Source organism: Streptomyces aurantiogriseus, assembly GCF_014649375.1.
Taxonomy (GTDB): Bacteria; Actinomycetota; Actinomycetes; order Streptomycetales; family Streptomycetaceae; genus Streptomyces; species Streptomyces aurantiogriseus.
In genome coordinates this window covers 19,429-45,448 of record NZ_BMSX01000004.1, presented here as the reverse complement: position 1 = coordinate 45,448, position 26,020 = coordinate 19,429, and the positions used below count along the sequence as shown (strand labels likewise).

Here is a 26,020-nt window from a genome sequence, read left to right as displayed (position 1 = left end):
GGCCGTCTGGCGTGGCCGATACCCTAGGGGCGTGACGTTCCCGGTAGTCGGCATGGTCGGCGGGGGCCAGCTCGCTCGTATGACACACGAGGCGGGCATCCCGTTGGGCATCAGGTTCAAGCTCCTCAGTGACACTCCCCAGGATTCCGCGGCCCAGGTGGTGAGCGATGTCGTCATAGGCGACTATCGCGACCTGGACACGCTGCGTGACTTCGCGCGGGGCTGCGACGTGATCACTTTCGATCACGAGCACGTCCCCACCGAGCATCTCCGCGCCCTGGAGGCGGACGGCATCCCCGTCCGCCCCGGCCCGGACGCGCTCGTGCACGCCCAGGACAAGGGCGTGATGCGCGCGAAACTGGACGCGATCGGCATCCCGTGCCCCCGGCACAGGATCGTGAGCGACCCGCAGGACGTGGCGGCGTTCGCGGCGGAAGGCCTTCCCGAAGGCGAGCTCGAAAGGGGCGGGCACGAAGTGCCCTCCGGCAAGGGTGGTGGTGGGCGACGGGCGGGCGGCTTCCCGGTCGTCCTCAAGACCGTCCGCGGCGGCTACGACGGCAAGGGCGTCTGGGTCGTCGACAACGTCGAGGAGGCCGCCGAGCCCTTCCGCGCCGGCGTCCCCGTCCTCGCCGAGGAGAAGGTCGACTACGTCCGCGAGCTCGCGGCGAACGTCGTCCGCTCCCCGCACGGCCAGGCGGTCGCCTACCCCGTGGTCGAGTCCCAGCAGGTCAACGGCGTCTGCGACACGGTCATCGCCCCCGCCCCCGACCTGGATGAGACCCTCGCGCTCAAGGCCGAGGAGCTCGCCCTGACGATCGCCAAGGAACTGGACGTCGTCGGCCACCTCGCCGTGGAGCTGTTCCAGACCCGCGACGGCCGCATCCTCGTCAACGAGCTCGCGATGCGCCCGCACAACTCGGGCCACTGGACCCAGGACGGCGCGATCACGTCCCAGTTCGCCAACCACGTCCGCGCGGTCCTCGACCTCCCCCTCGGCGACCCGCGCCCGCGCGCCCCGTGGACGGTCATGGTGAACGTCCTCGGCGGCGACTACCCCGACATGTACTCCGCGTACCTGCACTGCATGGCCCGCGACCCCCGGCTGAAGATCCACATGTACGGCAAGGACGTGAAGCCCGGCCGCAAGGTCGGCCACGTCAACACCTACGGCGACGACCTCGACGACGTGCTGGAACGCGCCCGTCACGCTGCCGGCTACCTGAGAGGCACGATCACCGAATGAGCCCCGTAGTAGGCATCGTCATGGGGTCGGACTCCGACTGGCCCGTCATGGAGGCCGCCGCCCAGGCCCTCGACGAGTTCGAGATCGACTACGAGGTCGACGTCGTCTCCGCCCACCGTATGCCGCGCGAGATGGTCGCGTACGGCGAGCAGGCCGCGGACCGCGGGCTGAAGGTGATCATCGCGGGCGCCGGCGGCGCCGCCCACCTGCCGGGCATGCTCGCCTCCGTCACCCCGCTGCCGGTCATCGGCGTGCCGGTGCCGCTGAAGTACCTCGACGGCATGGACAGCCTGCTGTCGATCGTGCAGATGCCGGCGGGCGTGCCGGTCGCCACGGTCTCGGTCGGCGGGGCCCGCAACGCGGGCCTGCTCGCCGCCCGCATCCTGGCCGCCCACGACGAGGACCTCCTGGCCCGCATGCGGGACTTCCAGCAGGACCTCAACGACCAGGCCACCGAGAAGGGCAAGCGGCTGCGCGCCAAGGTCGAGGGATCCGGCAACGGCTTCGGCTTCGGGAAGTGACGCCGATGACCTCGCTGGAGGAGGCTCGGGACCTGCTGCGCGAGTTCCCGGTCGTCGACGGGCACAACGACCTGCCCTGGGCGCTGCGCGAGCAGGTCCGCTACGACCTCGACGCCCGGGACATCGCCACCGACCAGCACACCCACCTGCACACCGACATCCCCCGCCTGCGCGCGGGCGGGGTCGGCGCGCAGTACTGGTCGGTGTACGTGCGCGCGGACCTGCCCGACGCGGTCCCGGCGACCCTGGAGCAGATCGACTGCGTACGCCGGCTCATCGCCCGTCACCCGCACCACCTCAAGGGGGCGCTGACCGCCGCCGACATGGAGGCGGCGCGCGCACAGGGCCGTATCGCCTCCCTCATGGGCGCCGAGGGCGGCCACTCCATCGCCAACTCCCTGGGCACCCTGCGCGGCCTGTACGCGCTGGGCGTGCGCTACATGACGCTCACCCACAACGACAACGTGGACTGGGCCGACTCGGCGACCGACGAACCGAAGGCGGGCGGGCTCACGGCCTTCGGCCGTGAGGTCGTGCGCGAGATGAACCGCCTGGGCATGCTGGTGGACCTCTCCCATGTGGCGGCGACGACCATGCGGGACGCGCTGGACGCCACCTCCGCCCCGGTGATCTTCTCCCACTCCTCCTCCCGCGCCGTCTGCGACCACCCGCGCAACATCCCCGACGACGTCCTGGAGCGGCTGCCCGCCAACGGCGGCGTCGCGATGGTGACCTTCGTACCGAAGTTCGTCCTCCAGGCGGCCGTCGACTGGACGGCCGCGGCCGGTGAGAACCTGCGCGCCCACGGTTTCCACGACCTCGCCACGACCCCCGAGGCGATGAAGGTCCACCGCGCCTTCGAGGAACAGCACCCCCGCCCCACCGCCACGGTCGCCACGGTCGCCGACCATCTCGACCACATGCGCGAGGTCGCCGGCATCGACCACCTCGGCATCGGCGGCGACTACGACGGCACGGCCTTCACCCCCGAGGGCCTGAACGACGTCTCCGGCTACCCGAACCTCATCGCCGAACTCCTCGACCGAGGCTGGTCGAAGCCCGACCTCGCCAAGCTGACCTGGCAGAACGCGGTACGGGTCCTCGGCGCGGCGGAGGACGTGGCACGGGACCTCCGGGCGACCCGGGGGCCGTCCGACGCGACGATCGCCGAACTGGACGGCTGAAGGCCCGGCTAGGGCTGCTCGATCCGGCACAGGCAGAACGGATGCCCGGCCGGATCGGCGTACACCAGGAAGTCCTTCCTGTCCCGGTCCTCCAGGTCCAGCGGTCGTGCCCCCAGCGCCAGCACCCGCTCGTGGGCCGCGTCGACCTCCTCCCAGGTCGCGCCCGCGTCGAAGTCGAGGTGGAACTGCTGGGAGTTCCGGTCGGCGCGCGGCCACTCGGGCGGGGTCAGGCCGTCCGCTTTCTGGAAGGCGAGCTGGGGCCCGCCCGGAACCTGCAGGACGACCCAGTCGTCGTCTTCCTCGTCGGCCTGGGGCGTCCCGCCCACGAGGGCCGCGTAGAAGGCGGCGAGCGCCTGCGGGTCGGGGCAATCGAGCACGACGGAACGGAGACGGACGACGGGTGCCATGCGGGCCTCCTCGCTCGGGCCGGCGTCCGGCGGACGCGGCGGACACACGGAGAAGCCGAGTGCCCCGCCGCCCAACCGCCCTAACCCACAGGGAGTTCACACCGCACACGGCACCCGGGTACGGCAGAATGCACCCAGACGCCGGTTCGGCCGACTGAGCCTCGGCCGAACCGGCGTCGCCCGTTCGTCCATCAGGCCTTCGCCCGTCAGCCCTTCGTCCGTCAGGCGGTGGGGCGGCCCATCGCCCGGTACGTCCAGCCGGCCTGCCGCCACAGGGCGGGGTCGAGCGCGTTGCGCCCGTCGAGGATCACCCGGGCCGCCGCGACCTCTCCGAGCGCCGCCGGGTCCAGCTCACGGAACTCCCGCCACTCGGTGAGGTGCAGGACGACATCGGCGCCCCGCGCGGCTTCCAGGGCCGTACGGGCGTAGCCCAGCGTCGGGAAGACCCGGCGGGCGTTCTCCATGCCCTTCGGGTCGTAGACGGTCACCTGGCCGCCCTGGAGGTGGATCTGCCCGGCGACGTTGAGGGCGGGCGAGTCGCGTACGTCGTCCGAGTCGGGCTTGAAGGTCGCGCCGAGCACGGCGACCCGCTTGCCGAGGAAGGGGCCACCGCCGACGGCCTCCCGGGCCAGCTCCACCATCTGCCCGCGCTGGCGCATGTTGATCGAGTCGATCTCACGCAGGAAGGTCAGCGCCTGGTCGGCGCCCAGCTCACCGGCGCGGGCCATGAACGCCCGGATGTCCTTGGGCAGACAGCCACCGCCGAAGCCGATCCCGGCCCGCAGGAACTTCTTCCCGATCCGGTCGTCGTACCCGATGGCCTCGGCGAGCTTGGCGACATCCCCGCCCGCGGCCTCGCACACCTCGGCCATGGCGTTGATGAACGAGATCTTCGTGGCGAGGAAGGAGTTCGCGGACGTCTTCACCAGTTCGGCGGTCGGGAAGTCGGTGACGACGAACGGCGACCCCTCGCCGATCGGGCCGGCGTACACCTCCCGCAGCAGCTTCTCGGCCCGCTCGCTGCGCACACCGACGACGATCCGGTCGGGGTGCAGCGTGTCCTGGACGGCGAAGCCCTCGCGCAGGAACTCCGGGTTCCAGGCCAGCTCGGCGTCCTCGCCCACGGGCGCCAGCGCGGCGATCGTGCGGGCGAGCCGGTCGGCCGAGCCCACCGGCACGGTCGACTTGCCGACGACGAGGGCGGGTCCGTACAGATGCGGCGCGAGGGAGGCGATCGCGGACTCGACGTACGACATGTCGCAGGCGTACTCGCCGTGCTTCTGCGGGGTGTTCACACAGACGAAGTGCACGTCGCCGAAGGCGCCGACCTCCGCCCAGTCCTGGGTGAAGCGCAGCCGCCCGGTGGAGCCCTCGATCCCGGCGACGTGGCGGCGCAGCAGCTCCTCCAGACCCGGTTCGTACATCGGGGTCTCGCCCCGCTCCAGCATCTCGATCTTCTCGCGCACGACATCGAGGGCGAGGACCTCGAAGCCCAGCTCGGCCATGGCCGCGGCGTGGGTGGCGCCGAGATAACCGGTGCCGATCACGGTGATCTTGAGGGCCATGAATGTGCTCCTGGGCTGGACGTGGATCGGGTGCGGTGCCCGAGCATAGTAAGGAGAGGCGTACGAATGCCCCTCGCCGGGCAGTGCTCCGGTGCTATTCCCCCTGTCGCCAAGCTCACGTATCACTCGCGTGGGCGGACCCCTAAACTTTGAGTTACTTAACGGTAATTAGCGAGATCACCCCCAGTGTTTTGGAGCGTGAGAGACCTTGGCCGGATCGGCTGACTTCGACCTGTACCGCCCGTCCGAGGAGCACGACATGCTCCGCGACGCCGTCCGTTCGATGGCCGAGGCGAAGATCGCGCCGTATGCCGCCGCGGTGGACGAGGAGGCCCGTTTCCCGCAGGAGGCCCTCGACGCGCTGGTCGCCAACGACCTGCACGCGGTGCACGTACCCGAGTCGTACGGCGGCGCGGGCGCGGACGCGCTCGCCACGGTCATAGTGATCGAGGAGGTGGCCCGCGTCTGCGTGTCGTCCTCCTTGATCCCCGCGGTGAACAAGCTGGGCTCCCTCCCGGTGATCCTCTCCGGCTCCGAGGACCTGAAGAAGAAGTACCTGGCGCCGCTCGCCAAGGGCGACGGGATGTTCTCGTACTGCCTCTCCGAGCCGGAGGCGGGCTCGGACGCGGCCGGCATGAAGACGAAGGCGGTCCGCGACGGCGACCACTGGATCCTCAACGGCGTGAAGCGCTGGATCACCAACGCGGGCGTCTCCGAGTACTACACGGTGATGGCCGTGACGGACCCCGAGAAGCGCTCCAAGGGCATCTCGGCCTTCGTCGTCGAGAAGTCCGACCCGGGCGTCTCCTTCGGTGCCCCGGAGAAGAAGCTCGGCATCAAGGGCTCCCCGACCCGCGAGGTCTACTTCGACAACGTCCGCATCCCCGCCGACCGCATGATCGGCGCGGAGGGCACCGGCTTCGCCACGGCGATGAAGACCCTCGACCACACTCGCATCACCATCGCCGCCCAGGCCCTCGGTGTCGCCCAGGGCGCCTTCGACTACGCCAAGAACTACGTCCAGGAGCGCAAGCAGTTCGGCAAGCCGATCGCCGACTTCCAGGGCATCCAGTTCATGCTCGCCGACATGGCCATGAAGATCGAGGCCGCCCGCCAGCTGACCTACGCCGCCGCCGCCAAGTCCGAGCGCGGCGACAGCGACCTCACCTTCCAGGGCGCGGCCGCCAAGTGCTTCGCCTCGGACGTCGCCATGGAGGTCACCACGGACGCGGTCCAGCTCCTCGGCGGCTACGGCTACACCCGCGACTACCCGGTCGAGCGCATGATGCGCGACGCCAAGATCACCCAGATCTACGAGGGCACGAACCAGGTCCAGCGCATCGTGATGGCGCGGAACCTGCCGTAACGGATTCCTGGGCCGCGTCGGCGACGCAAGGGCTCCTGACCTGCGGGCACAACGGCCCCCGGCATCGTGCCGGGGGCCGTTGCGCTGTCGTCCGATGGCGCGGGGCGGCCGGGAGGCGTACGACGGAAGGGGCAGACGGGAACCGCCCGTGCCCCACCCCTCTCTCCCCAGGAGGAGCCATGACCCAGCCCGCAGGCATGACCGCGATGAGCAAGGAGATGCAGGACTGCGTCGAGGCGTGCATGTCCTGCCACAGTGTGTGCGAGGAGACCATGAGCACCTGCATGCAGATGGGCGGCCAGGCCCAGATGCAGATCATGCGCGCGCTCATGGACTGCTCCGAGGCGACCCGCATGTGCGCGGACATGATGATGCGCCGCTCGCCCATGTCGTCCGAGATGTGCGCGATGTGCGCCAGGGCGTGCGAGATGTGCGCCGAGGCGTGTATGGCCATGCCGGAGGACGCCCAGATGATGCGCTGCGCCGAGTCCTGTCGTCGCTGCGCCGAGATGTGCCGCGCGATGGCGGGCGCCTCGATGTGACCGCCGCCTGAACGCGTCCAAGGGCACCCCCCGCGGGTGCCCTTGCTCCTGTGTTCCTGTGCGCAAGAGGCTGAGAAGCATGATCGACACGGGAGCGACGGACGCCTTCGACGCCGCCGAGCGACGGATGCGGGCCGATCGGGCGGTGGCCGTGGACGCCGACGCCGGGATGGTGGCGGCGGTCGACGCACGGACGGCCGTGCTGCCGGAACTCCCCTTCTCCGACGGGTGGTTCGATGCCGTCGTCGGGAACTTCTTTGCGGGATCGCCACCGTCGGGCTTGTCGTGACCTCCCAGGCGCCGGGGACGCGTGCGCGGATCCGGCAGGAGTACGAGCGGCTGAGCGCCGAGTTCGGTGACGGGAGGCCGGCGCTGCCGCATATCGCCCTGCCGGCCTCCGGGAGGGCGTAGACGTCCTCCCGGCGCCGGGGTCCCGCTCAGGCGAACAGCGGCTCCAGGGCCCGCTCCAGGTCGGCCGCCTCGTGGAAGTGCACGGCGGTCATGCCCAGCGCCGCGGCCGTCTCGACGTTCTCCAGGGTGTCGTCCACGAACAGGCACCGCTCGGGCCGTACGCCCGCCCGCCGCGCGCCGAGTTCGAGGATGCGCGGGTCGGGCTTGGCGAGGCCGACGCGGGCGCTGCTGACGACGTGGTCGGCGAGTTCGGTCAGGCCCAGGGCGTCGAGGTCCCGCTCCAGGCCGAGCGTGGCGTTGGAGACGAGGACCAGCGGCACCCGGACGCGGGCCCGGCGCAGCAGGGTCACCACGGCCTCGTCGGCGTGGAAGGGCGACTCCAGCAGGGCGGTGCCGAGCGCCCAGCCGGTCTCCTCGTCCACGAGCCCGGCCAGCCCGCGGGCGATGGACGCCACCCACTCCTGCTCGGTGATCCGGCCCAGTAGCAGCGGCCCGTCGACCTCGGGGGCGAAGGCCACCTTCTTGGTGGTGCCCTCCGCCAGCCCCGCGGCGCGCTCCAGCGCCTCCAGGTGAGTGGAGTCGAAGTGCCGTATCACGTTGTCGATGTCGCACAGGACCGCGTCGAACGGCCGTCCGGCGCCGGGCAGGTCAGCCACTCGACACCGTGACCTTCTCGTCGTTCTTCAGCTGGCTCACCAGCTGCTTCACCTTCGCCTTGTCCCAGACGAGGTTGCCGCCGGAGGAGCCGGAGATCGGCATGTTCATGGACTTGCCGTCGCCGCTGTTGACGCCCTTCATCGCGAAGAACATGGAGGCCAGGTCGTACAGGCCCATGTCCTTGTCGACGATCAGGGAGTCCAGGCCCGCGCCCATGGTCGGGTAGAGCTTGAACGGGTTGAGAACCGTGCCCGGCGTGGCCACCTGGTTGGCGAGGGCCGCGAGGAACTTCTGCTGGTTCTTCGTACGGTCCAGGTCGGAGCCCGCGAGCGCGTACCGGGTGCGGACGAACGCGAGGGCCTCCTCGCCGTTCAGCGTCTGCTTGCCCTTCTTGAAGTTCGCGCCGGACTTGGTGTCCTTGATGTCCTGCGGGATGTCCATCTCGACACCGCCGACCGCGTCCACGATGTTCGCGAAGCCGGCGAAGCCGATCTCCACGTAGTGGTCGATGCGCAGACCGGTGTTGAACTCGACCGTGCGGACGAGCAGCTCGGGGCCGTCCTCCGCGTACGCGGCGTTCAGCTTGGTGTGCCGGCCGGTGCCCTCGTACCGCTTGCCGGACTCCGAGCCCACGAAGGACGGTATCTCCACGTCCGAGTCACGCGGCAGGGAGATCAGCGTGTCGCCGTTGGAGCCGGTGTGCAGGATCATCATCGAGTCCGTGCGCTTGCCCTCGGCGGAGCCGGTGTGCAGCTTCTTCTTCTCTTCGGCGGACATGCCCGCACGGCTGTCGGAGCCGACGATGAGGTAGTTGGTGCCCTCGCCCGCCTCGGGCCGGTCGATGACCTTCGACAGGTCGACCTCGCGCTTCAGCTTGGAGTCGGCCCAGAAGTAGGTGGCGACGGTCGTCACGACCAGCACGGTCACGACGGTGATCGCGGTCCACTTGATGCGGCGCCGCCAGTTCGGCGCGGGGCGCGCGGCGCGGGTGTCGTAGTCCCCCGGCCCGTCGGATCCGCCGCCGTAGACCTGGCCCGTGTTGTAGCCGCTGTCGTACCCGGTGTTCCGGGCGTTCGTGAAGTCGCCGCCGTATCCCTGGCCGTCGACGTACGACGGCTGCTGCGGGACGCCGGGGTTGTGCGGCGGGGCGGCCGGGCCGCGACGGACCTGCCGCATGACGCGCGCGCCCTCGGGCTGTGCGCTCGCGCTGCCGCTGCCGTAGTGGTTGCCGCGGTTGTCGTCGGACCATCCCTCGGGCCAATTGTTCATGGGCCCCAGTGTGCCGGTCAGGGCTGTGTGCCTTACAAGGGCAGTCGGAAAATAAGAGCGCCGCTGTTGCCAAGCTGACACAAAATCCCGGCTTGTCCCCCTCGGCATAAGGTGGAGGACATGACAGACCAGGTCACCGCAGGGGAGTCGGGTACCCCGGACATCCCGGGCAAGCCCACATCCGCCTCCCGCACCACCCTCAGCCACATCATGACCCACAACGACACCAACCTCCTGGGCACGGTGCACGGCGGTGTGATCATGAAGCTCGTCGACGACGCGGCGGGCGCCGTGGCCGGCCGGCACTCCGGCGGGCCCGCCGTCACCGCCTCCATGGACGAGATGGCGTTCCTGGAGCCGGTCCGCGTCGGTGACCTCGTCCATGTGAAGGCCCAGGTCAACTGGACCGGCCGGACCTCGATGGAGGTCGGCGTGCGCGTCCTCGCCGAGCGCTGGAACGAGTCCACGCCGCCCACCCAGGTCGGCTCCGCCTACCTCGTCTTCGCCGCCGTCGACGCCGACGGCAAGCCGCGCCGGGTGCCGCCGGTCCTCCCGGAGACCGAGCGCGACAAGCGCCGCTACCAGGAGGCCCAGATCCGCCGCACCCACCGGCTGGCCCGCCGCCGGGCGATCATGGAGCTGCGGGAACGCCGGGCGGCGGAGGGGTTCGAGGACTGAACCCTGGACGGCTGGCCCCTGGACGGCTGGCTCCAGGACGACTGAATCCTGGACGGCTGGCCCCGGACGGCTGGCTCCAGGACGACTGAACCCTGGACGACTGAACCCTGGACGGCTGGCCCCTGGACGGCCGGCCCCAGGACGGCTGGCCCCTGGACGGCCGGCCCCAGGACGACTGAACCCCGGACGGCCGGGCTCCCCACGGTCGCGCCCTCGACGCCCCGGCCCTCCGCGGCGGCCGCTCAGGAGCACCCCACCTCGTTGCCCCGCACCACCCCGAACTCCCCCCGCACCGGATCCTCCGCCCGCACCCTCCGCACCTGGCGGAAGTCCGCCCCGGCCGTCACCTTCAGCGTCGCCCCGAGCCCCGGCTTCGGTCGCAGCTCGCTGCCCGGCAGGGCCGCCGCGAGGGACCTCGCGGAGCGGTCCCAGCGGGGGTCGTAGGTGATGACCGTGCGCCGGACGGTGTCGACCGGGGCGGTGGTCGGGTGGCCGGTGGTCCGGAAGCCGGTGGCCGCCAGGGCCGCGTCGACCCGCTTGGCCAGGCCCGGGGTGCGGGTGCCGTTCTCGACCTGGACGCGGATCCGCTGCGGGGCCACCTCGACGCGCACGGCCGCGCTGCGCGCCGGGGCGACGGTGGTGGCGAGGGGCTTGTCGTCGCGGAGGGACCGGAAGACGCGCTCCGCCTTGACCGGGTCCCACTTCACGGTCGAGCCGATGCCCTTCACCACGTGTCCCATCTCACCGATGGGGATGGTCGTGAACTCCGAGGAGGAGGGGGAGAAGGTGCGCATCGCGCGGCCCAGGTCGAGGAGTTCGTCCGTGCCGAAGCCGCGGTCCGCGCGGACCGAGCCGAGGACCGCCCGCGCCACGTCACGGAACTTCAGCGGGTTCAGCAGGATCCCGGAGGAGGTCGCGTGGTCGATCAGGGACGCCAGGAAGCGCTGCTGACGCTTCATCCGGCCGATGTCGGAGGAGGCGTCGGCATGCCGGGAGCGGACGTACTGGAGGGCCTGGCCGCCCGTGAGGGTGTGGGTGCCGGGCGGGAGCTCCAGGCCGGTGTACGTGTCCTTGAGGGGCTGCGCCGTGCAGATCTTCACCCCGCCGAGGACGTCGACCGTCTTCATGAAACTGGTGAAGTCGACCTCCAGGTAGTGGTCGATCTTCACATGGGTCATGTGCTCGACCGTCCGCACGGTCAGCTGCGGCCCGCCCTCCGCGTACGCCGCGTTGATCCTGACGGGGTGGCCGTGGTGCTCCCGGCCGGTGGTCGCGTCGGTGTGCGGGGGCGTCTCGGCGTAGGAGTCGCGCGGCAGGCTGACCACGCTCGCCCGCTCCCGGTCCTCCGAGATGTGCACGATCATCAGGGTGTCGGTGCAGTGGCAGGGGGCGCCGCCCAGCCGGTATCTCCGGCGCTCCTCCTCGGTGATGCGGTCGCGGCCGTCGGTGCCGACCAGCAGGACGTTCATGCCGTGCCCGGCCCGCGGACGGTTCTTCATGTCCTTGAAGGGGTCGACGCGGGCGATGTCCGCGTCGAGGGTGCTGACCACCGAGTGGCCGATGCCGGCGGAGGCCAGGACCACGACCGACAGCGTCATCACCGCCCGCACGGCCCAGCGGGGGCGTTTCCTCCGTACGGGGCGCGCCGGTGGACGCCGTGGGCGGTGCTGGGGCCTGGAGGCGGGGGACCGGGGCGGGGTGGGGGGCAAAGCGGGTCACCTCCGGGCGACGGCCGTACGAGGGGGAGCCGTGAGCACCGTAGGCCCATACGATCTGTGGTCCGGGGCAGCGCACCCGGCGGGGCGCGAGGGTGTCCCCCGTTCGCGGTAACGTGAACCCCCTATGAACGCCAAGTCCGACGTGCAGCTCCCCGCCGTGTCCGTCATCATGCCCGTCCTCAACGAGGAGCGGCATCTGCGCGGAGCCGTCCAAGCGATCCTCGCGCAGGAGTACGCCGGCGAGATGGAGGTCGTGATCGCCCTCGGTCCGTCCACGGACCGCACGGACGAGATCGCGGCTCAGCTCGTGGCCGAAGACGCGCGTGTGCACACCGTGCCGAACCCCACCGGGCGTACGCCCGCCGCCCTCAACGCCGCGATCAAGGCCTCCCGCCATCCGATCGTCGTCCGCGTGGACGGGCACGGCATGCTCTCGCCGAACTACATCGCCACCGCCGTACGGCTCCTGGAGGAGACCGGCGCGCAGAACGTCGGCGGCATCATGCACGCCGAGGGCGAGAACGACTGGGAGCACGCGGTCGCCGCCGCCATGACCTCGAAGATCGGGGTCGGCAACGCCGCCTTCCACACCGGTGGACAGGCCGGGCCCGCCGAGACCGTGTACCTCGGTGTCTTCCGGCGTGAGGCGCTGGAGCAACAGGGCGGCTACAACGAGGAGTTCATCCGCGCCCAGGACTGGGAGCTGAACTTCCGCATCCGCGAGGCCGGCGGACTGATCTGGTTCTCGCCCGAGCTGAAGGTGTCGTACCGGCCGCGGCCCAGCGTCAAGGCGCTCGCCAAGCAGTACAAGGACTACGGCCGTTGGCGCCACGTGGTCGCCCGCTACCACGAGGGCTCCATCAACCTGCGCTACCTCGCGCCGCCGACCGCGGTGTGCGCGATAGCGGCCGGGATCGTGGTCGGCGCGGCCGTCACCCCGCTCGGCTTCGTCGTCCCCGGCGGCTACCTCGCGGCGATCGTCGCCGGATCGGTGCCGGCCGGCAAGGGGCTGCCGCTGAAGGCGCGGCTGCGGATCCCCGTGGCGCTCGCCACCATGCACATGTCGTGGGGCTGGGGCTTCCTCACCAGCCCGAGGTCACTGGCGAAGAAGGTGATCGCCTCCCGGCGCCCCGCGGTCCTCAGCCCGGAGGCGAGCTGAGAGTCGCGAGGCGTCACCGGGACCCGGGCTACCAGGTGTAGTCCGGGTCCACGTGCATGCACTGGCTGGTGTCGGCCGCGTTCATCGTCTGCGCCGACTTCGGCGTCTTGTCGTCCTGCTCCGGCGCCTTGTACGCCGACCCCGACCGCCAGTCCGCGCCGACGAACAGCGTCACCCCGGAGACGTCGGTGGACTTCTTCACCTGACTCGACGGGATGCCGAGGGCCTTGGCCACCCGCTGGGCGTCGCCCTGGAGGTCGGCGCTCGGGAAGCGGATCACCGTCGTCTTCTCCGCGGTGGCGGGCGAGCGGTCCGCCACGGCCTTGGTGAAGCCCTTGCCGACCAGCAACTGCGTCACCGTGGCCGCCCGTCCGCGCGCCGCGCCCAGCGTGTCGGTGTAGGTGCTGTTGTGGACCTGTACGGCGATCTCGTCGTCCGCGGCGGCCGCGTCCGCGGCCGTCGTCGGCGACGGGGCGGCGGTGGCCTTCGTGGTGTCCTTGCCGTCCAGGGCGATGTCCTCGCGCACCAGCCGGAACAGCTTCTCGGCGTCCTCGGTGGGCACCACCCGGCCGGGCTGATAGGTGTCGTACCGGTTCGGCATCGTCGTCATGGTGATGCGCTCGGTCGGCACCTTCTGCAACTCGGTCGCCAGGTCGTACATCTTCTTGATGCTGTCCAGGCCGTCGTCGACGGTGATCGCCTTCGTGGCCGCCTCGGCGAGCCTGCGCAGCCCGTTCGGGTTGGTCAGTCTGGCCTCGGAGCGCAGCTGACGGACCATCGAGTTCATGTACATGTGCTGCGCCTTGGCGCGGGCGAGGTCGGTGTCGTCCTCGAAGCCGTAGCGGGTGCGCAGCCACTGCAGGGCCTGCTTGCCCTTGATGTCGTGCGTGCCCTTCTCCAGCTTCAGCCCGGAGCCCTTGCCGTCCCGGGTGAGCGAGTGGATGTTGGCGTCCACGCACACCGGGACGCCGCCTATCGCGTCCGCCATCGACACCACACCGGCGAAGTCGATCATCATGAAGTGGTCGATGTGGATGTCGGTGAGCTTCTCCCACGTGGCCACCGTGCAGCCCGGCCCGCCGCGCCCCAGCGACGCGTTCGTGATCTCCCGCTCGAGCGCCGGGTACACCTTCTTGGTGTCCGGGTCCGTGCACTTGGGGATGTTCAGCAGCGTGTCGCGGGGCATGCTCACCACCGACATGTTGCTGCGGTCCGCGGAGACGTGCAGCAGCATCTGGACGTCGGCGAGGGGTATGCCGTTGAAGGTGTCCCTGGCGCCGCCGAGCTTCTGGTTCTCCGCGGTGTTGCGGGCGTCCGACCCGATCAGCAGGATGTTCAGCGGCTTCTGCCCGGCCGCGTTGGCCTTCGTCTCGGCCGCCCGGTCCTTGGCCTCGCCGATGTTCAGGTCGTCGCTCTTGATGTTGGCGTTGAGGCGCTGGTAGTAGAGGTAACCCGCGCCCGCGCTGCCCAGTATCACCAGCGCCAGCACCGATGCCGACCAGCGCAGCACACGCCGTCTGCGCCGTCTGCGGTCCCCGCCGCGGCCGGCTCCGCGCACGCCGTCGTCACCGCCGGTGCCGCCGCCGTCCGTGCCGGCGTCCGCGCCGGTGTCCTTCCCGCCGTCCGGGCTGCCTTTCCCGCCGCCGTCCGTGCCCTGCCCGCCCTCGGACGCGTCCTGGCCCTCCGCCGTCGTGGACGTCGTGTCCTCGACCTCGGGAACCGCCCCCCGCACACTGCTCCCCGCCACTTCCCCTGCCCTCCCCGCCGCGCTGACATGACACGGGCCCGTCCCGCGTCAAGTCAGACGCTTGACGGGCCCGTAGGGTTACCTACTTGGCGCACTCGACCTTGTCCGCCGTGGACTTGTCGACCGTGTCCGGCACCTTGGTCGGAGTCGTGAGCGAGACGCCCGCGCCCTTGAAGTCCTTGCCCAGCGTCAGCGTCATCGTCGGCAGACCCTGGGCGTTGGTGACGCTCTTGCCCGGCTTCAGCGCGGTCCCGGGCAGCCCCATGACGGCGGCGAGCTTGCGGGCCTGCGCGGCCTGGTCGGGCGCGTACTCGAGCGTCGTCTTGCTGAGTTCCGCGGGCGCGTTGCCCGCATTCTCGGACTTCGTCACGCCCTCATCGATCTGCAGCCAGTTAAGAGTTTCCTGTGCGCTGCCGGCGGGGGCGCCGCCGTTCATGACCCGCACCCGCACCTCGGAGGCCGCGGACTGGGTGCCCTTGAGGCGGGCCGCCGCGGCCGCGGCCGCCGCGTCCTTGGAGGCCTTCTGCTGCTCCTTCACCTCGGTGAAAGAGACGTCGTCCCTGATCATCTGGAAGACGGTCGGCGCCGTCGACTGGTTGAGGACGACCGTGGCCTTCACCTTCTCGGCCGGGTTGTCGACCACCGGCACGGTCGTGAAGGTCAGGTTCTTGGTGTTGAGCTTGCCCAGCTCCAGACCCAGGTCCTTCAGCTTGCCGATGCTGTCGAGCTGGGAGTCGACGGTCAGCGCCTTGGTGCCCGCCTCCGCCAGCTTGATCATCTTGCTGGGGCTGGTGAGCGTGTCGTTCGACTTCAGCTTGCGCATCAGCGAGCTGAGGAACTGCTGCTGGATCGCGATCCGGCTCAGGTCACCGCCGAAGCCCACCGAGTGCCGGGTGCGCACGAACGCCAGCGCCTGCTCGCCCTCGACGGTGTGCGTGCCCTTCGACAGCTTCAGATGCGAGTCCGGGTCGTCGATGTCCTTCGCCAGACACACCTCGACCCCGCCGACAGCCGTGGTCAGCGTCTTCACCGCGTTGAAGTCGGCGACCATGAAGTTGTCCGGGGTGATCCCGGTCAGCTCCGTCACCGTGCGCATGGTGCAGCTGGGCGTACGGCCGTCCTGGCCGAGGCTGGTGTTGAAGCGGGCGTTCTCCGTGCCCGGGATGACCTTGGTGGAGCCGTCCTCCTGCTGGGTCTCGCAGTCCGGGACGTCCACGATCAGGTCGCGCGGGATGCTCAGCGCGGTCGCGTTCGTCCGGTCCTTGGAGACGTGCAGCAGGATCGTGGTGTCGGCGTGGCCGACGCTGCCGGAGTCGCCGTAGCCCTCGTTGCCCGAGCCGGTGCGCTTGTCGGTGCCGATCAGCAGGAGGTTGATCGCCTTGTCCTTGCTGAAGCCACCGGTGCTCGCGCCGTCGTCGGAGAGGGACGTGATGTTGTCGTTGAGGTGCTCGAGATAGAAGTAGGCCGCACCGGCGGTGCCCACCAGGGAGAAGGCGGTGATCCCGCCGGTCCACAGCAGGACCTTCTTCGCCTTCGACTTCTTCTTCACCGGCCGGCGCCCGCGCCGCCCGGGCGGCGGCTCCTCCGGCACGCCCCGGCGCCGTCGCGGCCCCGGCAGGTCCGGCGTGTCCCGGTCCGGTGCCGCCGTACGGCTGCGGACCGCGCCCGCGCCCCCCGAGGTGGGGGAGCCGCCTCTGCGGGGTCCGGGGACCGCCGACTGCGGTGCGGAAGGAGTCAGTCGCAGTTCGTATTCGCCGGTGTTCGGATTGAGCACCCACTGGTCTGCGGGATCGATGTTGTCCGCCCGCCCACGGCCTTGCGCGTCCACGGTTGTCTCGAATCCTCCGTCGGGGCCACGCGGCGCCTTTCCCCCCTCAAAGGCGCTCGGGTCTCGGTCACACAGTGCACGACCCCAGGACGGTCCTCTGGCCGGGTGCACCGGATCGCTCACACTATCCGCCCAGTTCAGCGTCGGGCGACGACGGTGACAAATTCCACGTCCCTACAACCGGGCAATCCATCCCATTTCCTTGAACTGGAGTTCGCCGGAAACACCCGCTTGGGAAGCGCTTTACCTCGCGGAGGCGCTGCGGGGCTCACGTACAGGTGTCCTCCGCGGCCGTGTTCCCGCGGAAAGTGGGGACCGGCGACGGCGACGATCCGTACGGGTCGTAATCGGACGACTGCGCAGAGCCCGAATTCGAGGGACCTTCCGGGGAGACGGTCACGGGTCCGTCGGCGCGCAGCAGTTCGAAGAGTTTCTCCGCCTCGGGTTCCACGAGTTGGTCGCGATTGGCGTTGTAGACGTACGACTCCCGCGGAACGGTCAGGAACTGCACGCGTTCGGTGGGAATGTCGCGCAGGCCGCGCACGAGTTCGTACAGCCCGCGCAGACTCGCCAGATCCGGGTCGGTGGTGAGGGACGACGTGGCCGCGTCCAGCACCGGATACAGCTTCACGGGATTCAGCAGGACGTCATTGCTCTGCACCTTGTTGACGAGCGCGCCGAGGAATCGTTGCTGCCGGTCCATGCGGTCGGTGTCGCTTCCGTTCCCGAGGGACTTGCGGGCGCGGACGTACCCGAGGGCCTGCTCTCCGTTGAGCGTCACCCGCCCCGCGGGCAGCCGCAGCTTGGCCGCTTTGTCGCGAATAGGCTCTTTGAGGCAGACTTCCACCCCGTCTATGGCGTCGACCATCTCCTTGAATCCGCTGAAGTCGACGACGACGTGATGGTCGATGCGAATCCCGGTGAGTTTCTCCACCGTCCGGATCGTGCAGGCCGAGCCGCCGGTCTGGAAGGCGTAGTTGAACATCGCGAACGTCGGCTCGGCCCGTTTCCCGTCCCGCCGCCGGCAACTCGGTACGTCCACCATCAGGTCGCGGGGTATCGAGACGGCGGTCGCGCTGCGCCGCCCGGCGGCCAGGTGCAGCAGGATCGTCGTGTCCGACCGCTCGGTCCCCGAGTCCCGCCCGTACTTGCGATTCCCGTCCCCCGACCGTGTGTCCGACCCGATCAGCAGGATGTTCCGCGCGTCCTTCACCAACGCGGTCGGCCGTTCCCTCGCGTACCGCGCGAGCTCCGCCGCGGCGGCCTCGTCGGGTGTGATGTTCCCGTTGAGCTTCGCGTACAGCGCCCACCCGGCCACCCCGCTCCCCACGGCGAGCAGGACGACCGCCCCCGCCCCGTACCGCACCCACCGCCGCCGGCGCCGCCGCACGAGCCGCAGGCCCCGGGCGGAGGCCCCCGCCCCCGGCCCGAGGGTCCCGGACACCCCTGCGTCTCTGCTCACGCCGGACTCCACCCCTCCTGCTTGCCGTACGAACGACTGTGCCGCGCCGCGCACGTCGTGCCGCTCCTACGACGATCGCCCGGGTGGCCCGGGGCTGCGGGCGGGGGTGGGCCGAACGGGTGAACGGGGCTCTGCCGTGGTGGGGGTGATGCCGGGTCGTGCCGGGCGGGCGCCTGCCCGAAGGGGGGAATGGCAGGGCGCGTGCCTGGCGGGTGGCAGCCCGAAGGGGGTGTGGCAGGGCGAGCGCCTGGTGGGTGGTCGCCCGGCGGGGATCGTGCTGGGTCGTGCCTGCTGCCCGTCCGGTGATGGCCGTATCGGGGTGTGGGTCTGGTGGGTGGTCGCCCCCGGCGGGGGTGGTACCGGGCCGTGCCTGCCGGGCGCCCGCCGGGCAGCAGCCGTATCGGGGCGTGCGGCCTGGGCCGTGGCGGCGCGGCTGCGGTCGTAGTGGCCCGTGCGCACGGCCCCCTGCGACCGCAGCCGCGCCGCGCCCCTCACCGGGCCGTGGCCGACACCCGTTCGCTCTCGATGCGCTTGGCCACGGTCTCCTCGTCCGCCTGGCCGAGGTTCCGGCAGAGCACCACGGAACCCCCGCTGGCCAGCGGCGCGTACAGTCCGGCGCTGAGGCCCTCCCAGGTGTCGTACGGCAGGCCGGACAGGAGCCGGGAGCCGGGGCCGGTCAGGCCGAGGTCCGCCGCCTCGGCGCGGGCGCGTTCCACGATCTCCGCGCCCGTGTACTCCGCGCCGGCCACGATGAGCGCGGGCTCCTCCGGGTCCACGGGTGCGTACGGCACGAAGCGGTCCCCGTGGCTCGGGACGTCGACGGCGTAGTCGGCGTAACCATCCGGCGGGGCCGGGACGAAGCGCCGGCCGAGCGGTGCGAGCGAGAGGGCGTACCGCTCGCCCCGGCAGGCCAGCCCCGCCTCGAAGTGACCGGGCCCGGCGACGACGAAGTCCGCGCGCGCCGGGTCCCCGGCGACGTCCGCGACGACCCCCGCCGACGAACACGCGAGCAGCCACACCGCCGTCTGCCAGTGGGCGGGCAGCAGCAGCGCGATCCGGTCGCCGGGCTCGGCGGACAGCCCGTCCTGGATCAGATTGGCGGTCTTGGCCACCCAATTGGCGAAGGTGGCCACGGACAATTCGACACGTTCGCCGGTGGCGTCGTCGTAGAAGGTCACCAGCGGGCGCGCGGGATCCGCGGCGAGCGCGGAACGCAGCAGGTCGGCAGGGGTGCGGTCGGTGGCGTTCACCCGCGCAAGCGTACGCGCCGACCGCGCCGTACACCCGCCACCGGGCCACCGGTTCGGCGGAACGCACCCGACGGGCCGTCAGTTCCCCGATGTGCGGATACGTATGGCCCTGTCCAGGATCGGTCGCATGCGTGGATTGCTTGCTTCCTCGATCGGTGTCACCTGTGCGGCGGCCCTCGCCCTCCCGTTGACGCCGCCCGCTGCCGCGACAACGGCGCGACCGGCGCCGACCGCGGAGCCGACCGTCGTCGCGGCCCCGGCCACGAGCCCCGCCGCCCCGCTCCCCGGCAGCACCCAGTCGCTGCCTCTGACCTCCCTCGCCCGCGACCGTGCCCCCGGCGCGGAACAGGGCCTGCCCCGCCGGGACGTACGCCCCTTCTCCCTCGTGGGCGTCGTCTGGGACGACCCGGACGCCGAACTGCACGGCGGCGCCCAGGTCCGCACCCGCGCCGCCGGCACCGGCACCTGGTCCGGCTGGCAGGACCTCGAGACCCACAGCGCCGAGCACGGCGCCGACCCCGGCACGTCCGAACGCGCCTCACACCGCGTCCGCGGCGCCACCGCCCCCCTGTGGGTGGGCGAATCCGACGGCGTGGAGGTCCGCGTCATCCCCACCGCCGCCACCCGTACGGAGGACACCGCCCGCGGCCCCCTCACCGCGTCGGCGGCACCCCCGCTCCCCAAGGGCCTGCGCCTCGAACTGGTCGACCCCGGAACGGAGCCCTCCGCCCACGCGCCCGTCGGCCCGCCCCGCAGCCGTGCCGTGACCCCATGGGGCCCCGTCGGCGCCCCGCGGGGGGCGGCGACCGCGATGACCGCTCGGACCATCGCCGCCTCCGCCGCCAACACGGACCTCGCCCCCCTCGGCGCCACCGGGATCCCCGCCCTCGACCGAGCAGGAACAGAACGTGAACTTCTCTCCCTGCGCCAGGGCGAACTGACGGAGCGCCGGCAGGCCAAGCCCTACATCGGCCCGCGCCCGCGCATCGTCACCCGACGCGGCTGGGGCGCCGACGAGAGCATGCGGGAGAAGGCGTTCCGCTACACGAATACGGTCAAGGCGGCCTTCGTGCACCACTCGGCGACAGGCAACAACTACAAGTGCTCCCAGGCGCCCTCAGTCATCCGCAGTATCTACCGCTACCACGTCAAGAGCATGGGCTGGCGGGACATCGGCTACAACTTCCTCGTCGACAAGTGCGGAAGCATCTACGAGGGCCGCGCCGGGGGAGTGACCAAGGCGATCCTGGGCGCCCACACCCTGGGTTTCAACACCAACAGCATGGGGATCGCCGTTCTCGGTACGTTCAGCACCGCGAAGCCGTCCGCCGCGGCGGTGAACGCCATCGCCCGTCTGACGGCGTGGAAGCTTGGCCTGTTCGGGGCGAATCCGCGCGGAAAGACATACCTGAAGTCGGGTGGTGGCAATCTGTACGCAAAAGGTAAGAACGTACGACTGAACGTGATCTCCGGCCACCGGGACGGCTTCGCCACGGAATGCCCAGGACGGCAGCTCTACGGCAAGCTCGGCTCGGCCCGCTCAACGGCGGCCCGCTACCAGGGTCGTTGAGGCGGGTCCGGGACGCCGGGGGCCTGGGGAGGCCCCGGCGGAAACCGGAGGCGGCGGAGGACACGTCCAGTGGGGGGCACATTCCACAGCCGTCGGGGGGACAGCGCATGGAACACCGCACGGCCATCGAAGTTGCCACGCAACGGTCTGCATACACTGGCCGGCCGAAAGACAGTTCGGCCGGTCCCGGCAGGAAGCAGAGACGAAGGTGACAGAAGCGATCCTCCTGGTCGGCGGCAAGGGCACCCGGCTGCGCCCGCTCACGGTGCACACGCCCAAGCCAATGGTCAGGGCAGCGGGGGTGCCGTTCCTGACGCACCAACTGGCGCGGGCGAAAGCGGCGGGCGTGGACCACATCGTCCTCGCGACGAGCTATCTGGCGGAGGTCTTCGAGCCGTACTTCGGCGACGGCTCGTCGCTCGGCCTCCACATCGAGTACGTCACGGAGGAGGAGCCCCTCGGCACGGGCGGCGCGATCCGCAACGTCGCGTCCCGGCTGCACTCGGGCCCCGACGACCCGGTACTCGTCTTCAACGGCGACATCCTCACGGGCCTCGACATCAGAAGACTGGTGGCCACCCACGAGGCGACGTCGGCAGACGTTTCGTTGCACTTGACGAAGGTGACGGACCCCCGGGCCTACGGCCTGGTCCCCACCGACGACACCGGCAAGGTCCTGGCCTTCCTGGAGAAGCCCCAGACCCCCGAGGAGATCGTCACCGACCAGATCAACGCGGGCGCGTACGTCTTCCGCCGCTCGGTCATCGACACGATCCCGCTGGGCCGCCCGGTCTCGGTGGAGCGGGAGACGTTCCCTGATCTCCTCTCGGCCGGCGCCCACCTCCAGGGCATGGTCGACTCCACGTACTGGCTGGACCTGGGTACCCCGGCGGCCTTCGTCCGCGGCTCGGCGGACCTCGTCCTCGGCCGCGCCCCGTCCCCGGCCGTCCCCGGCCGCTGCGGCGACCGCCTCATCCTCCCCACGGCCACGGTCGCCCCCGACGCGAAACTCACCGGCGGCACGGTGGTGGGCGAGGGCGCCTTCGTCGCGGAGGGCGCGCGCGTCTTCGGCTCGACAATCCTCCCCGGCGCGGTGATCGAACCCGGCGCCGTCATCACCGACTCCCTCATCGGCACCCGCGCCCGCGTCGGCGAACGCTCCGTCCTCACCGGCACGGTCATCGGCGACGGCGCGATCGTCGGCCCCGACAACGAACTCCGCGAAGGCGCCCGCGTCTGGTGCGACGCGCGGATCCCGGCGGGGGCGGTGCGGTTCTCCTCGGATCAGTAGGGGCGTAAATAGGGGCGTAAACACGGGTGACTTCAAACGCCGGTCGGGGTCATTCAGCCCGTCCGGCGTTTGAGGACGAGGCCCGTTTCAGGGCCGAAGCGGGGGTGCGGGGCGCAGCCCCGCGAGGGTGTAGGGGGCGCAGCCCCGCCGGGGTTCAGGGGGCGGAGCCCCTGGTGGGATGCAGGGGCGGTAGCCCCGAGTGGGGTGCAGGGGCGCAGCCCTCGCCGGGGTTCAGGCGGCGGAGTCCCTTGGCGGGGTCGCAGGGGCGGAGCCCCTCCGGGGTAGCGGAGCGGCGGTCCGGCGTTGGGTGCAGGGGCGGAGCCCCGCCGGGATGCAGGGGCGGTAGCCCCGAGTGGGGTGTAGGGGGCGCAGCCCTCGCCGGGGTTCAGGCGGCGGAGTCCCCTGGTGGGGTTGCAGGGGCGCAGCCCGTCCGGGGTAGCGGGGCGGGCGGTCCGGCGTGGGTGCAGGGGCGGAGCCCCGCCGGGGTCCAGGGGGCGGAGCCCCTGGTGGGGTCGAAGGGGCGGAGCCCCTGGAGGTCGGGAAGGGTAGGGGCGGCGGGGGCGAAAACACCCCTACGGCAACCACAACGCACCCCCTCTCACAACCTCCCGATGTCCCCCACCGGCATCCGCGGCGCCCGCCGAGGCGGAACCCGCCCACTCAGCAGAATCAACCGAGCTGCCCGATGCCGCTGCCCCGCATAAGGCTCCAGCAACTCCAGCATCACCGAGTCGTCCGCCGACCGATCCCCGGCCAACGCCCACCCCACGATCCGCGGCAGATGCAGATCCCCCACGGTCACCGCATCCGCCGCCCCATGACTGCGCTGCACCACCTCCGCCGACGTCCACGGCCCGATCCCCGGCACGACCTCCAACCGCTCCTGCGCGGCACACGGCTCCATCCGAACCGCCTCCTCCAGCCGCGCAGCGACCCGCACCGCCCGCAGGATCGTCGACGCCCGTTTGTTGTCGACCCCGGCCCGATGCCACTCCCACGACGGAATCAGCGCCCACGTCCGCGGCGCCGGCATCACCCACAACCGCCCGCCCGCCGCAGGCCCCGGCGCAGGCTCCCCGAACTTCCGCACCAGCAACCGCCACGCCCGATACGCCTCATCGGTGGTGACCTTCTGCTCCAGCACCGACGGGATCAGCGACTCCAGCACCAGCCCGGTCCGCGTCAGCCGCAGCCCCGGCCGCCGATGCCGCGCCATCGCGACCAGCCGGTGCCGAGGCTCGAAGGCGGCCGGATCGTCCGCGGCGCCGAGCATCTCCGGCATCTGCTCCAACAGCCACTCGGCGCCGGGCCCCCAAGCCTCCCCCCGTACCGCACCGCTTCCGGAAGCCACACTGATCCGCAACGTCCCGGCTCCGGCGGGCGTCAGACTGGCCCGCCACACGGACCCGTCGGGCATCGCCCGGAAGGTCGGATCCCCGGGTCCACGCCGCAGCGGTCCCAGCACCAGCCCGAGATCGAGCGGTCCCTCCGGCACCCACGTCCGCACCCGCCCCGCCCGGGAACCGGCCTGCCGCGGCACCCCCGCGGGCACGACGACTTGCCCCCCGCGCACGGTCGTACGCGTGGGCCGCGGAGCGAATCGTCCTGACACGAGAGAGGTCCTCGGGAAGGCGGTGGAGACCTACGAGAGTAGGTGCAACGGGAGCAGGCGCAACAAGAACGAGCGCAACAGGAGCAGGCGCAACGAGGGCAGAAGCAAACGAGGGCAGAAGCAAACGAGGGCGGAAGCAACGAGCGCAGACGCAATCAGAGCAGAAGAAACGAGCGCACGCGTCCGCCGACGTCGCTCACCGCACCTCGATGAACACCCCCGCATCCCGCTCCGCCCGGGCCTTCGGCTCCTCCGCCGCATGCCCGACCGCCACCGCCCCCATCGGATCCCACCCCTCCGGCAACTCCAGCACCTCCCGCACCACATCCCGGCAGAACATCGTCGACGACACCCACGCCGACCCCAGCCGCTCCCCGGCCAGCGCGACGAGGAAGTTCTGCACGCCGGCCCCGGTCGCCACCACGAACATCTCCCGCTCGGCCGCGTCCCGCCGAGCGTCCCCGTACGTGTGCGCCCCGTCCATCACCAGGCACGGCACGACCAGGTACGGCGCATTCCGCAGCACGTCCCCCCGCCGTACCCGCTTGGCGATCGACTCCTCCGACTTGCCGTCCCGCCGCAGGTCCGCGACCCACGCGTCCCGCATCGCGTCCAGCAGCCGGACCCGCGCCGCCTCCGACTCCAGCAGCACGAACCGCCACGGCGTCGTGTGGTGCGGCGCCGGCGCCGTGACGGCCGCGGCGACCGCCCGCCGTACCGCACCGGGGTCCACGGGCTCGTCCGTGAAGGACCGCACCGTCCGCCGCTGGGTGACCGCCAGCCGCACCGCCTCGGACGTGCCGAGCCGGAACATGTCGTCGCGCGCGCCGCGCACGATGGCCCGCGCCCCTTCCCCGTCGCCGTCGCCGTCGGTGGCGACGACGTGCCCCAGCCCGCGCACCACGGCCACGGGCAGCCCGGCGGCCTTCCCCTTCACCAGGTCCCCCGCGGCGGCCAGCTCGTCCGCCGTCGCGACGACCGTCGCGCTCAGCGGATTGCCGTACGCGTCCGTACCGCCGCGCAGATCGTCCAGCACCCGCACCCCGGCGGCGCCGATCGCCACGTCCGTGAGCCCCGCGCGCCAGGGCCGCCCGAAGGTGTCGGTGACGACGACACCGACATCGACGCCGAGGGCGTTGCGCAGCCCGTCCCGGATCGTCCGCGCGGACGCGTCCGGGTCCTCGGGCAGCAACAGCACCGTCCCGGAAGGGGTGTTGGAGGCGTCGACACCCGCGGCGGCCATCACCAGCCCCTGCCGGTTCTCGACGATCCGCAGCGTCCCGCGCCGGGCCACGACCCGTACGGTCTCGGCGTCGATCGCGGCCTCCCGGTCGTCCGCCCGGACGACGCGGCCCTCGGCCTTGGACACGATCTTCGACGTCACCAGCAGCACATCCCCGTCGGCGAGCCCCGGCTCGGCGGCGGCGATCAGCTTGGCGAGGTCGTCCCCCGCCTGCACCTCGGGCAGGCCGGGCACGGCCCAGACCCGGTAGCCGTTCTCGAGTGCGTCGCTCACGCGTCCCGCACCTCCTCCGCCAGCGCCAGCGCCTCCCGGGCCATCTGCGCGGCCGCGTCGACGTCCGTCATCATCAGCGGCACGGCCCGGCAGCGGATCCCGGCGGCCTCGACGCGCTCCACGGCACCCGCGTCCACGGTGTCCACGAGCCACCCGTCGAGCAGCCCCGAGCCGTAGTGCTCGGCGACCGCCGCGGCCGTCGACTCCACGCCGACCGCCGCGAGCACCTTGTCGGCCATGCCGCGCACGGGCGCGTCCCCGACGATGGGGGACAGGCCCACCACCGGCACCCCGGCGTCGGCGATCGCCTCCCGGATGCCGGGTACGGCGAGGATCGTGCCGACGGACACGACCGGGTTCGACGGCGGGAAGAGGACGACGTCCGCGGCCGCGATCGCCTCCAGGACGCCCGGCGCGGGCTTCGCCTGCTCCGCGCCGACGGGCACGATCGCCTCGGCCGGCACCGACGCCCGCAGCCGCACCCAGTACTCCTGGAAATGCACCGCCTTGCGTTCCCCGTCGACCTCGACCGCCACATGCGTCTCGACGCGGTCGTCGCTCATCGGGATCAGCCGTACGCCCGGCTTCCACCGGTCGCACAGCGCCTCGGTCACCGCGCTCAGCGGATACCCGGCGCCGATCATCTGTGTCCGCACGATGTGCGTGGCGAAGTCCCGGTCGCCCAGCCCGAACCACGCGGGCCCGACGCCGTACGCCGCGAGCTCCTCCTTCAGATGGAAGGTCTCGTCGGCCCGCCCCCAGCCCTGCTCCTCGTTGATGCCGCCGCCGAGCGTGTACATCACCGTGTCGAGGTCCGGGCAGACCTTCAGCCCGAAGAGGTGGATGTCGTCCCCGGTGTTGCCGATGACCGTGATGTCCGCGTCCGGCACGGCCCGCTTCAGACCGCGCAGGAACCGGGCACCGCCGATGCCGCCTGCCAGAACCACAATGCGCATGGGGGCAAGTCTTGCAGGCGGGTACGACAACGCGTCGCGCATGTCGCCGTCAGGCGGGTACGACAACG

At 71.4% G+C, this 26,020-nt stretch carries 23 protein-coding genes; 11 read left to right on the top strand and 12 right to left on the bottom strand.

The annotated features are described in order from the left end of the window. Positions 1–52 precede the first annotated feature (52 nt). Genes IE263_RS09715 through IE263_RS09705 form a run of 3 tightly spaced genes read left to right on the top strand, consistent with a single transcriptional unit; the run spans position 53 to position 2,948 of the window. Positions 53–1,243, top strand: coding sequence for a 5-(carboxyamino)imidazole ribonucleotide synthase (locus IE263_RS09715; protein WP_229910927.1), 1,191 nt, complete (start codon positions 53–55; stop codon positions 1,241–1,243). After that, positions 1,240–1,764 carry a 5-(carboxyamino)imidazole ribonucleotide mutase gene (purE, locus tag IE263_RS09710; protein ID WP_189934450.1) on the top strand — a complete coding sequence of 175 codons (525 nt, stop codon included), beginning with the start codon at positions 1,240–1,242 and terminating at the stop codon, positions 1,762–1,764. The genes IE263_RS09715 and purE overlap by 4 nt, the downstream gene beginning before the upstream one ends. A gap of 5 nt (positions 1,765–1,769) precedes the next feature. Continuing rightward, positions 1,770–2,948, top strand: coding sequence for a dipeptidase (locus tag IE263_RS09705; protein ID WP_189934448.1), 1,179 nt, complete (start codon positions 1,770–1,772; stop codon positions 2,946–2,948). Positions 2,949–2,956: 8 nt separating this feature from the next. Here the strand turns inward: IE263_RS09705 and IE263_RS09700 are convergent, their stop codons facing one another. Beyond that, positions 2,957–3,355 (bottom strand): VOC family protein, encoded by a 399-nt coding sequence (locus IE263_RS09700; protein WP_189934446.1) that lies wholly within the window; start codon positions 3,353–3,355, stop codon positions 2,957–2,959. 221 nt (positions 3,356–3,576) lie between these two features. Continuing rightward, positions 3,577–4,920, bottom strand: coding sequence for a UDP-glucose dehydrogenase family protein (locus IE263_RS09695; RefSeq protein WP_189934444.1), 1,344 nt, complete (start codon positions 4,918–4,920; stop codon positions 3,577–3,579). 208 nt (positions 4,921–5,128) lie between these two features. Between IE263_RS09695 and IE263_RS09690 the strand changes: the two genes are divergently transcribed. From IE263_RS09690 to IE263_RS49470, 4 genes are all read left to right on the top strand, one after another. Further along, entirely contained in the window at positions 5,129–6,286 is a 1,158-nt protein-coding gene (locus IE263_RS09690; protein ID WP_189934442.1) for an acyl-CoA dehydrogenase, read from the top strand. Positions 6,287–6,465: 179 nt separating this feature from the next. Beyond that, positions 6,466–6,828, top strand: coding sequence for a four-helix bundle copper-binding protein (locus IE263_RS09685; protein WP_189934440.1), 363 nt, complete (start codon positions 6,466–6,468; stop codon positions 6,826–6,828). 58 nt (positions 6,829–6,886) lie between these two features. Then, positions 6,887–7,117, top strand: coding sequence for a methyltransferase domain-containing protein (locus IE263_RS09680; RefSeq protein ID WP_189934438.1), 231 nt, complete (start codon positions 6,887–6,889; stop codon positions 7,115–7,117). Beyond that, positions 7,114–7,239: a hypothetical protein gene (locus IE263_RS49470; RefSeq protein WP_268256009.1), complete on the top strand. Its 126-nt coding sequence runs from the start codon at positions 7,114–7,116 to the stop codon at positions 7,237–7,239. The genes IE263_RS09680 and IE263_RS49470 overlap by 4 nt, the downstream gene beginning before the upstream one ends. Before the next feature lie 26 nt (positions 7,240–7,265). Here IE263_RS49470 and IE263_RS09675 read toward each other — a convergent pair whose 3' ends face one another. Both IE263_RS09675 and IE263_RS09670 read right to left on the bottom strand, forming a co-directional pair. Beyond that, a complete protein-coding gene (locus IE263_RS09675; RefSeq protein WP_189934436.1) occupies positions 7,266–7,895 on the bottom strand; it encodes an HAD-IA family hydrolase in 630 nt (209 codons plus the stop codon). Further along, positions 7,888–9,165, bottom strand: coding sequence for an LCP family protein (locus IE263_RS09670; RefSeq protein WP_189934434.1), 1,278 nt, complete (start codon positions 9,163–9,165; stop codon positions 7,888–7,890). The genes IE263_RS09675 and IE263_RS09670 overlap by 8 nt, the downstream gene beginning before the upstream one ends. A 120-nt stretch (positions 9,166–9,285) precedes the next feature. Between IE263_RS09670 and IE263_RS09665 the strand changes: the two genes are divergently transcribed. Further along, positions 9,286–9,843, top strand: a complete 558-nt coding sequence (locus IE263_RS09665) for an acyl-CoA thioesterase (protein WP_189934432.1) — start codon at positions 9,286–9,288, stop codon at positions 9,841–9,843. A 242-nt stretch (positions 9,844–10,085) separates the two neighbouring features. On the opposite strand, the gene IE263_RS09660 is transcribed toward IE263_RS09665, so the two are convergent. Beyond that, on the bottom strand, positions 10,086–11,552 hold the full coding sequence (locus IE263_RS09660) for an LCP family protein (RefSeq protein ID WP_189934431.1): 1,467 nt from the start codon (positions 11,550–11,552) through the stop codon (positions 10,086–10,088). Positions 11,553–11,685: 133 nt separating this feature from the next. On the opposite strand from IE263_RS09660, the gene IE263_RS09655 reads away from it, so the two are divergent. After that, positions 11,686–12,720: a glycosyltransferase family 2 protein gene (locus IE263_RS09655; protein WP_189934429.1), complete on the top strand. Its 1,035-nt coding sequence runs from the start codon at positions 11,686–11,688 to the stop codon at positions 12,718–12,720. Positions 12,721–12,748: 28 nt separating this feature from the next. On the opposite strand, the gene IE263_RS09650 is transcribed toward IE263_RS09655, so the two are convergent. From IE263_RS09650 to IE263_RS09635, 4 genes are all read right to left on the bottom strand, one after another. Next, a complete protein-coding gene (locus IE263_RS09650; protein WP_373311927.1) occupies positions 12,749–14,467 on the bottom strand; it encodes an LCP family protein in 1,719 nt (572 codons plus the stop codon). 82 nt (positions 14,468–14,549) lie between these two features. Then, complete coding sequence (locus IE263_RS09645) at positions 14,550–16,295, bottom strand: LCP family protein (protein WP_189934427.1); 1,746 nt, start codon at positions 16,293–16,295, stop codon at positions 14,550–14,552. Between the two features lie 268 nt (positions 16,296–16,563). Next, a complete protein-coding gene (locus tag IE263_RS09640; RefSeq protein WP_189934425.1) occupies positions 16,564–17,757 on the bottom strand; it encodes an LCP family protein in 1,194 nt (397 codons plus the stop codon). Between the two features lie 491 nt (positions 17,758–18,248). Beyond that, a complete protein-coding gene (locus IE263_RS09635; RefSeq protein ID WP_189934423.1) occupies positions 18,249–19,007 on the bottom strand; it encodes a TIGR03089 family protein in 759 nt (252 codons plus the stop codon). A gap of 127 nt (positions 19,008–19,134) precedes the next feature. On the opposite strand from IE263_RS09635, the gene IE263_RS09630 reads away from it, so the two are divergent. Together IE263_RS09630 and manB are read left to right on the top strand one after the other, a co-directional pair. Then, positions 19,135–20,577 carry a peptidoglycan recognition protein family protein gene (locus IE263_RS09630; RefSeq protein WP_189934421.1) on the top strand — a complete coding sequence of 481 codons (1,443 nt, stop codon included), beginning with the start codon at positions 19,135–19,137 and terminating at the stop codon, positions 20,575–20,577. Between the two features lie 208 nt (positions 20,578–20,785). Then, on the top strand, positions 20,786–21,868 hold the full coding sequence (manB, locus tag IE263_RS09625) for a mannose-1-phosphate guanylyltransferase (RefSeq protein WP_189934419.1): 1,083 nt from the start codon (positions 20,786–20,788) through the stop codon (positions 21,866–21,868). 598 nt (positions 21,869–22,466) lie between these two features. Here the strand turns inward: manB and IE263_RS09620 are convergent. The 3 genes from IE263_RS09620 to cofD form a co-directional block, all read right to left on the bottom strand. Then, positions 22,467–23,480, bottom strand: a complete 1,014-nt coding sequence (locus tag IE263_RS09620; protein ID WP_189934417.1) for a DNA-3-methyladenine glycosylase family protein — start codon at positions 23,478–23,480, stop codon at positions 22,467–22,469. Positions 23,481–23,676: 196 nt separating this feature from the next. Continuing rightward, positions 23,677–24,996 (bottom strand): coenzyme F420-0:L-glutamate ligase, encoded by a 1,320-nt coding sequence (locus tag IE263_RS09615; RefSeq protein WP_189934415.1) that lies wholly within the window; start codon positions 24,994–24,996, stop codon positions 23,677–23,679. Beyond that, on the bottom strand, positions 24,993–25,952 hold the full coding sequence (cofD, locus tag IE263_RS09610; RefSeq protein WP_189934413.1) for a 2-phospho-L-lactate transferase: 960 nt from the start codon (positions 25,950–25,952) through the stop codon (positions 24,993–24,995). The genes IE263_RS09615 and cofD overlap by 4 nt, the downstream gene beginning before the upstream one ends. Between the last annotated feature and the right edge of the window lie 68 nt (positions 25,953–26,020).